General features: G+C 71.4%; 8 protein-coding genes. 7 read left to right on the top strand and 1 reads right to left on the bottom strand.

The genetic code is table 11. The features are described from left to right. The first annotated feature begins 16 nt into the window (after positions 1-16). The 7 genes from ACZ3OF_RS28665 (at position 17) to asnB (ending at position 9,331) form a co-directional block, all read left to right on the top strand. Positions 17-1,852: an ABC transporter ATP-binding protein gene (locus ACZ3OF_RS28665; RefSeq protein ID WP_467307621.1), complete on the top strand. Its 1,836-nt coding sequence runs from the start codon at positions 17-19 to the stop codon at positions 1,850-1,852. After that, the gene (locus tag ACZ3OF_RS28660; protein WP_467307620.1) at positions 1,849-3,564 is read left to right on the top strand and encodes an ABC transporter ATP-binding protein; all 1,716 of its coding nucleotides are present in this window, start codon (positions 1,849-1,851) and stop codon (positions 3,562-3,564) included. The genes ACZ3OF_RS28665 and ACZ3OF_RS28660 overlap by 4 nt, the downstream gene beginning before the upstream one ends. A gap of 6 nt (positions 3,565-3,570) precedes the next feature. After that, positions 3,571-4,368, top strand: coding sequence for a thioesterase II family protein (locus tag ACZ3OF_RS28655; RefSeq protein ID WP_361674704.1), 798 nt, complete (start codon positions 3,571-3,573; stop codon positions 4,366-4,368). Between the two features lie 100 nt (positions 4,369-4,468). Then, positions 4,469-5,083: an MptD family putative ECF transporter S component gene (locus ACZ3OF_RS28650; RefSeq protein ID WP_361674702.1), complete on the top strand. Its 615-nt coding sequence runs from the start codon at positions 4,469-4,471 to the stop codon at positions 5,081-5,083. After that, entirely contained in the window at positions 5,080-5,787 is a 708-nt protein-coding gene (locus ACZ3OF_RS28645) for an energy-coupling factor transporter transmembrane component T family protein (protein WP_467307618.1), read from the top strand. The genes ACZ3OF_RS28650 and ACZ3OF_RS28645 overlap by 4 nt, the downstream gene beginning before the upstream one ends. Further along, positions 5,784-7,277, top strand: a complete 1,494-nt coding sequence (locus ACZ3OF_RS28640) for an ABC transporter ATP-binding protein (RefSeq protein ID WP_467307616.1) — start codon at positions 5,784-5,786, stop codon at positions 7,275-7,277. Before ACZ3OF_RS28645 ends, ACZ3OF_RS28640 begins: the two co-directional genes overlap by 4 nt. Before the next feature lie 209 nt (positions 7,278-7,486). Next, positions 7,487-9,331 carry an asparagine synthase (glutamine-hydrolyzing) gene (gene asnB, locus ACZ3OF_RS28635; RefSeq protein ID WP_467307614.1) on the top strand — a complete coding sequence of 615 codons (1,845 nt, stop codon included), beginning with the start codon at positions 7,487-7,489 and terminating at the stop codon, positions 9,329-9,331. A gap of 102 nt (positions 9,332-9,433) precedes the next feature. On the opposite strand, the gene ACZ3OF_RS28630 is transcribed toward asnB, so the two are convergent. Then, positions 9,434-10,699, bottom strand: coding sequence for an MFS transporter (locus tag ACZ3OF_RS28630; RefSeq protein ID WP_467307612.1), 1,266 nt, complete (start codon positions 10,697-10,699; stop codon positions 9,434-9,436). Between the last annotated feature and the right edge of the window lie 29 nt (positions 10,700-10,728).

The raw sequence follows: 10,728 nt of genomic DNA, 5'->3' as shown, positions 1-10,728 counted from the left end.
CACAATGAGGAGTCCAATGAACGCGATTGACTCTGCTGCGGTGAGCGAGCGGTCCGCGCCGTTATCGGGTACCGGTTCAGGGGCACAGCAGAGTATGGGACGGCTCGTACGCCCCCATATCTGGAGTTTCGTGGCCGTTGTCGTCCTGCAGGTCGTCGGCGCCCTCGCCGGTCTGGCGCCGCTGCTCGCGGTCGTGGAGCTGGGGCGCACCGTGCTGGAGCCCGGACCGGTCGACCGCGACCACGTATGGACGGTCGTGATCCTGGGTGCGGTCGGCCTGTTCGTCCGGCTGGTGTTCACGGCCGCGTCGTCCGGCATCGGACACATCCTCGACGGCAAGGTCCAGTTGACGTTCCGCCGGGAGCTGGCCGCGCAGCTGGGGCGCGTGCCGATCGGCTGGTTCTCCAGGCGCCGGACCGGCGAACTCGCCAAGGTGGTCGGGGAGGACGTCGGTGCCGTGCACCCCTTCATCGCCCACACTCCGGGCGAACTGGTGTCCGCCTTCGTCGTCCCGCTGGCCTCACTGGTCTATCTGTTCACCATCGACTGGCAGCTCACGCTGATCACGCTGATCCCCGTCGTTCTCGCCATTGCGCTGGTCCCCCTGATGATGACGCCGACCCGGGTGCGCGAACAGGAGGAGTTCGACGGGGCCATGGCACGGATCTCCAGCTCCGTCATCGAGTTCGTCCAGGGCATCTCGGTGGTCAAGGCGTTCGGCGGTTCCCAGCGCGCACACCGCAAGTTCCTCACCTCCGCGGACGCCTTCGTCGACACCTTCAACCGGTGGGTGCACGGCATCTCCAGGATCGCCGCCGGGATGCAGCTCGTCCTCTCGCCGCCCTTCGTCCTGCTGGTCGTGCTGATCGGCGGAACGATCCGCATCACCGGCGGTGACCTGTCCCCCGCCGACCTGCTGCCCTTCCTGCTGCTCGGCCTCGGCCTGACCGCCCCGGTCGCGGCCCTCGGCCACGGCTTCGACGAGATGCAGGCCGCGGGACGCGCCATCGGCCGCATCAAGGACGTACTGACGGTGGAGGCGCTGCCGGAGCCGGCGCACCCGGTCCTGCCCCAGGGGCACCGGGTGGAGCTCCGCGACGTCCGCTTCGGATACGAGGAGGACCGTGAGGTGCTCCGCGGGATCGACCTCGTGCTGGAACCGGGGACGGTCACCGCGGTCGTCGGACCGTCCGGCAGCGGAAAGTCCACTCTGGTCCAGCTGCTGCCGAGGTTCTTCGACCCGAGCCACGGCTCGGTCGTCCTCGGCGGTGTGGACCTGCGCGAACTCGGCAGCCGGGAGCTCTACCAGACGGTCTCCTTCGTCTTCCAGGACGTCCGGCTGCTGCGCGCGTCGATCGCCGACAACATCGCGCTGGCCGTCCCGCGCGCCGACCGTGAGGACGTCGTACGCGCCGCCAGGCTGGCCAACATCCACGAGCGCATCCTCGAACTCCCCCGCGGATACGACTCGGTGATCGGCGAGGACGCCGGCCTGTCCGGTGGCGAGGGCCAGCGGATCGCCGTGGCCCGCGCCCTGCTCGCCGACACCCCCGTCCTGGTGCTCGACGAGGCGACCGCCTTCGCCGACCCGCAGACCGAACAGGCCGTCCGCGGAGCCCTCGGGTCGCTGGAGGGCGAGCGGACCGTCCTGGTCATCGCCCACCGCCTGGAGACGATCGCCGACGCCGACATGGTGGTGATGCTGGAGGAGGGGCGGATCGTCGAGCGCGGCAGGCCCTCCGAACTCCTCGCCACCGGCGGAAAGTTCGCCGCGTTCTGGCAGTCCCACCCATCGGTCGCCGATGACACCGAAGCCGACGGTCGCGCACCGCGAGGAGACGAGTCCCGATGATCCGAATGCTGTTGCGCGTGCTGGGGCGCGAGTACGCCCAGCCCCTGCGGCGCACCGTGACGCTGATGACGCTGACCGCGGTGGTCGAGGGCCTGTCCTACGCGCTGGTCGTCCCCGTCCTGCGGGAACTCTTCGGGGACACTCCCGAGGACGCCTGGCCCTGGCTGACCTCGTTCGGCGTCGCGATCGCGGTCTACGCCGCGCTGCGCTACCTCAGCGACCTGTCCGGCTTCCACGTCGGCACCGCGCTGCTCCGCGGCATGTACCACCGCCTCGGCGACCATCTGGCCCGGCTGCCCATCGGCTGGTACAGCGGGAGCCGCCTCGGCGAGGTCTCCGTCCTGGCCAGCCGAGGTGTCCTGGACGCGATGAGCGTCATCGCCCACCTGCTGGCACCGTTCATCTCCGCCTCCGTGACGCCGCTGACGATCGTCGCCGTGATGCTCGCCTACAGCTGGCAGCTGGGTCTTGCCGCACTGGTCGGTGTGCCGATCGTGGCGGCGATCCAGATCTGGACCGGGCGTTCCTCGGCCGCCGAGGACATCGAGCGCGAGGAACGCGACCACGAGGCCACCGGCCGGGTCATCGAGTTCCTCCAGGCCCAGCCGGTGCTGCGCGCCGGCGGCCGCACCACCGAGCGTTTCCGGCTGCTCGACGACGCGCTGCGGGACGTCGAGCGCGCGTCCCGCCGCTCCACCTTCTCGGCCCTCCCCGGCGCGGTCGGCCTGACCCTCACGGTCCAGGCCGTGTTCACCGCCGTGCTGGTGCTCGGTGTCCACCTCGCGCTCGACGGCGACATCGGCGTGGCCGAGGTCCTCACGATCCTGGTGCTGGCGGCGCGCTGCGCCGATCCGCTGCTGTCGCTGACGGACATCGGCGGCAAGCTGCGCGGTGCCCGCTCGGTCCTGGCCAGGCTCGACACCGTCCTGCGCACCGAGCCGCTGCCCGAGGCAGCCGAACCGATCCTGCCGGAGCGCCACGACCTGGAGTTCGACTCCGTCGTCTTCCGCCGGGGCGAGCGCGCGGTGGTCGACCACGCCTCGCTGTCCGTACCGCAGGGCCAACGCCTCGCCGTCGTCGGACCGTCGGGCGCGGGCAAGAGCACCCTGCTGCAGCTGCTCGCGCGGTTCTACGACGTGGACGCGGGCGTGGTGCGCGTGGGCGGTGTCGACGTAAGGGACATCGACCCCGAGGTCCTGATGGCGCAGATCTCCATCGTCTTCCAGAACGTGTACCTCTTCGACGGCACGATCGAGGAGAACGTACGCCTCGGGCGTCCGGACGCCACCGACGCCGAGGTACGGGCGGCGGCTTCGGCAGCCCGCCTCGACGAGGTGATCGAGCGGCTGCCCGACGGCTGGGCGGCCGATGCCGGCGAGGGCGGCGCACTGCTGTCCGGCGGTGAACGCCAGCGTGTCTCGATCGCTCGGGCGCTCCTGAAGAACGCGCCCATCGTCCTCCTCGACGAGGTCACCTCCGCGCTGGACCCGGTGAACGAGGTCGCCGTCCACGAGGGCATCGAGCGGCTGATGGCGGGGCGAACGGTCGTGATGGTCGCGCACCGGATGCGGACCGTCCAACGCGCCGACCGGGTGGTCTTCCTGGACGGTGGCCAGGTCGTGGAGGAAGGGACCCACGACGAGCTGCTGAGCCGTGGCGGCCGCTACGCGAACTTCTGGAACATCTCCATGGCACCGGTAGCGAGGGACTGAGCCGACATGTCCGATCCTGCGACGCACGACCGTCACCTCGGCGCGTTCCGCCGGCTCACGCCGCGGCCGTACGCCCGAGCCCGCGTGCTGCTGTTCCCGCACGGCGGCGGCAGCGCGAGCTACTACCGCGCGTGGGCCGCGGCGGCGCCCTGGGACGTCGAGTTCCTCGCCGCCCAGTACGCCGGCCGGGAGGACCGGTACTCCGATCCGATACCGGCGGATCTGCACGGCGTCGCCGAGGCCCTCGCGGCCGATCTGACGGCCGACGGCCCCCGGCTTCCGACGGTTCTGTTCGGGCACAGCATGGGCGCCGTCGTCGCCTACGAGGTCGCCCTGCGCCTCGCGGCGGCAGGCGAGCCTCCCACCCGGCTGATCGTGTCGGGGCACCCCGCCCCGGCGCTGACCCGACGCGGCCGGGTCCATCTCGGCACCGACGAGGAACTGGTCGAGGAACTGCGCCGCACCGACGCGACGCACCGCGACATCCTGGACAACGCCGAGCTCGTCCAGGCCTTCCTACCCATCATCCGGGCCGACTACCGGCTGAGCGAGACCTACCGACCCGTCCCGAGCCTCGCGCTGCGCTGCCCGGTCGACGTGCTGTACGGCGACGCCGACCCCGAGATCCACGACTGGGAAGCCGAGGGATGGCGCGAGGTGACCGACGGCGGGTGTGCGCTGCGCACCTTCGAAGGCGGCCACTTCTATCTGGAGGAGCACCGCGACACGGTCGTCGAACTCCTGACGGCGCGGGCCCGTGCGGCGTCCGAGGAATCGGCGGTCCCCTGGCCCTCCGCGCCGTGACCGCACCGGCCGGTACCTGAGCTGCCGTTCACCTTCCCCGTTGGCCGGACGGCAGCTCACCCCCCTGCTTTTTTGGCAACCGAGACGAGGACAGGACACCGTGACCGCCGACGTCACCGACCGCCGCATAGATGTCCGGATGAGCCCCAAGGACCTGATCGACATCGGGGTCTTCAGCGCCCTCTACATCGTGACGGTGGGCGTGTTCAACCTGCTCGAATTCATCAGCCCGGTGATGACTCTGGTCACGAGCGCGGCCAGCATCGTCGCCGCCGGAGTGCCGTTCATGCTGTTCCTCACCCGGGTGAGGCACGCCGGGATGGTGACCGTGCTCGCCGTCATCGTCACCGGCTTCATGCTGCTGATCGGGAGCCCGCCCGTCACCCTCCTCGTCGGCGTGGTGGCCGCCCTGGTCGCCGAGGTGCTGCTGTGGGCGGGCCGGTACCGCTCGCGGTATCTCGGAGTGCTCGGCTACGCCGTGTTCAGCACCTGGTTCACCGGGCTGTTCCTGCCGATGCTCTACGCTCGCGAGGACTTCCTGTCCAGCCCGTACATGGAAGCGATGGACAGCGACTACGTCCAGCGGCTGGACGACCTGCTGTCACCGGGTGTGCTGATCGCCTTCGACGTGTCCACGCTGGTGTTCGGCCTGCTGGGCGGTGTGCTGGGGCTGCGGCTCCTGGACAAGCACTTCCGCAAAGCCGGTCTGGCATGAGCGGATCCCCCGCTCGGTCCCTCGACCCGCGTACGGCCGTGGCGATCCTGCTGGCCGCGAGCATCACCATCATGGCACCCGGCGGCATGTGGTTCGTTCCGGCGACACTGGCCGCCGGCGTGCTCCTCGCGGTCTCCGAGCGGGCCTGGACACGCGCCGTCGGACTGCCGGCGGCCGCGGCGGCCGCCGCCGCGGTGGCCTATCTGCTGCCACTGGCCGCACCGTGGCCACTGCTCGGCCTGATCGGGATCATGGGAGAGTTCACGCTGCGCCTGGTGGCGGTGGGCGGCATCGCCGCCCACCTGATCCGGACCATTCCGCCGACCCGGTTCACCGCCGCTCTGCGGGCCATGCGGGTGCCGGAGGCCTTCACCGTGTCCGGGGCGGTGATGCTGCGGTTCGTGCCCACCATCGTCGCCGAGGCGCGCGCCGTGCGCGACGCCATGAGGCTGCGCGGGCTCGGCGGCGCGACGGCCGTGCTGCGACACCCCCTGCTCAGCATCGAGTACTTCACGGTGCCGCTCATGGCGTCGAGCCTGCGCTCGGCGGAGGACCTCTCGGCGTCGGCGCTGCTGCGCGGGCTGGGGTCGCAGCCCTGGCCGACAGCGATGCACCCTCCGCGGTTCGGCCGCGCCGACGCGGTCGCAGTCCTCGCCGTGGTGCTGCTGACGGCGGCCACGCTGTGGTGGAGGTCCGTGCGGTGATCGAGCTCACGAACGTCCGGTGGACGTACAAGGGCGGCGACGCCGCCGTACTCGACGGGCTGGACCTGCGCATCCGGCGCGGTGAGACGGTCGTGGTGTGCGGGCCCAGCGGCTCGGGCAAGAGCTCGGCGCTGCGGTTGATGAACGGCCTCGTCCCGCACTTCCACGACGGCACCCTTCAGGGCGAGGTCCGGGTCGACGGCGAACCGATCACCGATCTCGCCCAGGTGGGGCGGGTGACGGGCACGGTCCTTCAGCAGCCCCGACGGCAGTTCTTCACCGACGCCATCGACACCGAACTGGCCTTCGCGCTGGAGAACTTCGGCACGCCGCCCCCACGGATCCGCGAGCGGGTCGCCGAGGTCGCCGCCGACTTCGGACTGACCGGCCTCGTCAGCAGGCTGCGAGAGCTGTCCGGCGGTCAGCAGCAGCGGGTGGCCTGCGCGGCGGCCGTCACCCACGGCCCGCCGGTACTGCTGCTCGACGAACCGACCTCCAACCTGTCCCCGCAGGGCATCGCGGATCTCACCACGATCCTGGGGCACCTCAGGGAACGGGGCACGACCCTCGTCATCGCCGAACACCGGCTCCACTACCTCCGCGAGATGGCCGACCGGATCGTCGTCCTCCGGAACGGGCGCGTCCGGAGGGAATGGACCAGAGCCGAAATCCCCGGACTGACCGAGGAGATGCTGCGTGACGAGGGGCTGCGCAGCCTCGACACCCCCACAAGGCCCCGCGTGCTCCGGGCATGCGCGCACGGCCCGAGCGTCGAGGCGGGACAGAACCGGCCGCGGGTCGAGACGCCGGCGGCCCCTCGGCGCCGCGCGGGCAGGGGCCACGAGGCCGCCGCGACGGCGACCGGACCGTGCGAACCGGGCAGCGGTATGACGCTGCGCGGCATCCGGTGCACGTTCCTCGGGCGCCCCGTGCTGGACATCGCGGAAGCCCATCTGCCCGGCGGAGCCATCACTGCCGTCACCGGTGCGAACGGCGCCGGCAAGACCACGCTCGCCCGCATCCTCGCCGGGCTGCAGCGCCACGCCGGCCAGGTGCTCCTCGACGGTCGCCCGCTCTCCCGCGCACAGCGCCAGCGCGAGTCCGTGATCGTCATGCAGGACGTGGAGCGACAGCTCTTCACGGACAGCGTCACCGCCGAACTGCGCCTCGGAACCCTTCCGGAGCGGGCGGATCACGCCGCCGCCGTGCTCGCCGATCTCGACCTGGACGCCTTCGGCGACCGGCATCCCCTGTCGCTGTCCGGCGGCCAGCAGCAGCGCCTGGTCGTCGCCACGGCGCGCCTGAGCGGCCGCCGTATCGTCATCTTCGACGAGCCCAGCTCAGGTGTCGACCGCCGACACCTGAGATCGATGACCGCCGCGATGCGCGATGTCGCCGCGGCGGGTGCCGTGACCGTCCTCATCAGCCACGACACCGATCTCCTCGACCTCGCCGCCGACCAGGAACTGTGCCTCCGCCCCATCCCCTGACTTTCCGTCCTCCGGACGAACGGGGAATGTGTATTTCTCATACAAGGACGGGTGGAGCGAACATTGTTGGGCCAGGAATCGAATTGCTACGCTCCCGCGGCGAGGTGGACAAGCGCCGCCGTGGATGTTCTTTTCCGCCCGGCCTGCGTCAACCGCACTTCGAGTTGCATGAGAAATGCACGGAACCGTATGGGAAATGGGGTTGTGGAATGTGTGGTATCGCAGGATGGGTTTCGTTCGGCTCCGACCTGACGCGCCGGGGCGACACCCTGGACGCGATGACCGAGACCATGGCGTGCCGCGGACCGGACGGCAGCGGCACGTACCTGCGCACTCATGTCGGACTGGGACACCGCCGCCTCGCCGTCATCGACCTGGCCGGCGGAATCCAGCCGATGAGCGTGACCACCCCTGCCGGTGACATAGCCATCGTGTATTCCGGCGAGGCGTACAACTTCCAGGAACTGCGGAAGCGGCTCGCGTCACGCGGACACACCTTCCGGACGGACAGCGACACCGAGGTCGTCCTCCACGCCTACCTCGAGTGGGGCGAGAGCCTGGTCGACCACCTGGAGGGCATGTACGCGTTCGCGATATGGGACGAGCGCGAGCAGAAGCTCGTGCTCGTACGCGACCGAATGGGCATCAAGCCGCTCTACTACTACCCGACGCCCGACGGCGTGCTCTTCGGCTCCGAGCCGAAGGCGATCCTGGCCAACCCGGCGGTGCGCCCCGCCGTCGGCATGGACGGGCTGCGGGAGCTGTTCGCGCAGACGAAGACCCCGGGCTGGGCGCTGTACAAGGGCATGCACGACATGCTGCCGGGCACGCTCGTCATCGTGGACCGCAAGGGACTGCGGCAGCGCACGTACTGGAGCCTGCGGGCGGTCGAGCACACCGACAGCCGTGACGAGACCATCGCCCGTACGCGGGACATGCTCACCGGGATCGTCGGCCGGCAGCTGATCTCAGACGTGCCGCAGTGCGCCCTGCTCTCCGGCGGACTGGACTCCAGCGCCATCACCGGCCTCGCGGCCGAGCAGCTCGCCCTGCGCGGCGACAGGCTCCGTACCTTCTCCGTCGACTTCGCCGGCCAGGAGGAGAACTTCGTCCCCGACGAGATGCGCGAGACCCCGGACTCGCCGTTCGTCCGCGACGTCGCGGCGCACGTGCGGTCCGCGCACCACGACGTGGTCCTGAACCCCGCCGAGATCTCGGACCCCGCGGTGCGGCGCGCGACCGTCGGCGCACGGGACATCCCCAACGGCTTCGGTGACCTGGACAGCTCGCTCTACCTGCTGTTCAAGGCGATCCGGGAACAGTCGACGGTGGCGTTGTCCGGGGAGTCGGCCGACGAGGTGTTCGGCGGGTACCCCTGGTTCCACATCGAGGCGGCGCGCCACGCCGACACGTTCCCCTGGATGATGTTCATCCCCCCGATGAGCCTGGCCGCGCGGACCGATCACATCGAGCCCGGTCTGCGGAAGCAGCTCGACGTGGGGACCTACACCGCCGACCAGTACGCGACGGCCCTCGCCGAGGTCGAGCACCTCGACGGCGAGTCCGCGCAGGACCGGCAGATGCGCTCCATGTGCCATCTGCACCTGACGCGGTTCGTGCGCACGCTCCTCGACCGCAAGGACCGGCTGTCGATGGCGGTCGGGCTCGAGGTCCGGGTCCCCTTCTGCGATCACCGACTCGTCGAGTACGTGTACAACACCCCCTGGGCGCTGAAGACGTTCGACGGGCGGGAGAAGAGCCTGCTGCGCCAGGCGGCGGCGCACGTGCTGCCGCAGTCGGTGGTGGAGCGGGTCAAGAGCCCCTACCCGTCGCCGCAGAACCCCGGGTACGCGGCGCATCTGCAGCAGCAGGTCAAGGAGTTGGTCGCGGAGCCGGACGCGCAGGTGTTCGCCCTGGTCGACCGGGCCTGGGCGCAGCAGGTCGTGGCGCAGGACCCGGCGGCCATGCCGGTGGCCGTACGGGCCGGCCTGGAGCGGGTCCTCGACCTGCACACCTGGATGGAGCTGCGAGCGCCCGAGCTCCAGCTGGACTGATCGCCCCGCCCCGGGCGGCCGGCCTCTCCGACGTGCGGGTCGGAGGGGCCGGCCGCGCGTGCGTGTCACCGGCGCATCCGCCCGGGGCGGCAGGGGAGTTCGTCAGTCCGCCGCGGGTGGGGGTGTGGTGCGGCCGAAGTGGCGGGCTGTGGGCACCGCGGCCGCCGCGGCCGGGACCAGGAAGCACGCGGCCGCGCAGGCGGCGAGGACCGGGGTGATCCCGAAGAGGTCGATCGCCGGGGCGATCAGGGCCAGGCCGATCGGTGCCAGGCCGTAGGAGACCAGGAAGTCCAGCGACGAGACACGGGCCAGCTTGTCCGGGGCGACCTCGCGCTGAGTGGCCGTGAACCAGGGGACGTTGAACAGCTCGATCCCGATGCCGGCCACGGCGTACGCGGCGACCACCACGAGCGGGTGGACGGGCAGCATCAGGCTCAGGGGTGCGACGCCGTACGCCGCCAGACCGGCGAAGGCGGCCCAGCCCTGGGAGCGCGGGCGCCAACGGGCGATCACCAGGGCGCCGCCGAGCGCACCCAGCGTGTACGCGGTCATGGCCGCCGCCAGCACCCACTCGGTGCCGTAGCGGTCCCGGCTGATCAGGGGGAGCGCGACGCTCGTGGCGGAGTAGCCGAGGGCGATGACGGCGACCAGCGCGCCGAGGCCGGCGAGGAACCAGGGGTGGCGGCGCGCCTCCCGTATGCCCTCCAGGAAGTCGGAGCGGAAGGTCAGGCCCCCCGCCGCCGCGGCGGTCCGCGCGTTCGTCGCGGCGCCCTTGCCCGGGACCAGTGCGGCGACCAGCCAGAGCAGGCCGATGCCGAGCAGCAGGGTCCCGACGTCGAGGAACGCCGCGAGCAGCGCGGTCAGGGCGGGGCCGGCGAGGGTGGAACTCCGTACGGCCATGGTCATGGCGGCGTTCGCCTGCTGACGGCGCTCGGGGGCGACGATCTCGGCGGTGAGCGCCTGGAACGCCGGGCGGCAGGCGCCCTGTCCGGCTCCTGCCAGCGCCGCGGCGGCCGTCATCAGCACGAGTGAGCGGCCGAGGCCCGCGGCGAGGAGGGGTGCGGCGGCCGCGGCCGCGATGGCGGACCAGAGGACCACCGCGCGCCGGGAGTGCCGGTCGGCCAGCACGCCGCCGACGGCGACCGCGGCGAGGAATCCGGCGGTGCGGGCGGCGAGGACCAGGCCGAGCCCGGCCGCGCCGAGATCGCGGTGGAGCACGGCGAGTCCGAGGACGAAGGGCAGGGCCCAGGTCGCGAGGCCGGAGGCGGTGGTACCCGCCCAGAGCCGCAGGAACGCGGGGTCGAGGAGGACCGAACGCGGGGGCGGCGCAGCGGACTTGGGGGCCGTGGGTGTGGGTGTGGTGGCCATGCGTGGCTGCTCCCGGGGGTCGCGTGCGG

The organism is Streptomyces sp. NPDC022552 (assembly GCF_055561875.1).
The sequence above is the reverse complement of the archived record's forward strand: the minus strand, read 5'-3'. Positions and strand labels throughout refer to the sequence as shown.

What these genes read in the sequence shown, in the direction of transcription:
- ACZ3OF_RS28665 (WP_467307621.1), top strand. Translation starts at nt 17, where the DNA reads ATGAACGCGATTGACTCTGCTGCGGTGAGCGAGCGGTCCGCGCCGTTA.
- ACZ3OF_RS28660 (WP_467307620.1), top strand. Translation starts at nt 1,849, where the DNA reads ATGATCCGAATGCTGTTGCGCGTGCTGGGGCGCGAGTACGCCCAGCCC.
- ACZ3OF_RS28655 (WP_361674704.1), top strand. Translation starts at nt 3,571, where the DNA reads ATGTCCGATCCTGCGACGCACGACCGTCACCTCGGCGCGTTCCGCCGG.
- ACZ3OF_RS28645 (WP_467307618.1), top strand. Translation starts at nt 5,080, where the DNA reads ATGAGCGGATCCCCCGCTCGGTCCCTCGACCCGCGTACGGCCGTGGCG.
- asnB (WP_467307614.1), top strand. Translation starts at nt 7,487, where the DNA reads ATGTGTGGTATCGCAGGATGGGTTTCGTTCGGCTCCGACCTGACGCGC.
- ACZ3OF_RS28630 (WP_467307612.1), bottom strand. Translation starts at nt 10,699, where the DNA reads ATGGCCACCACACCCACACCCACGGCCCCCAAGTCCGCTGCGCCGCCC.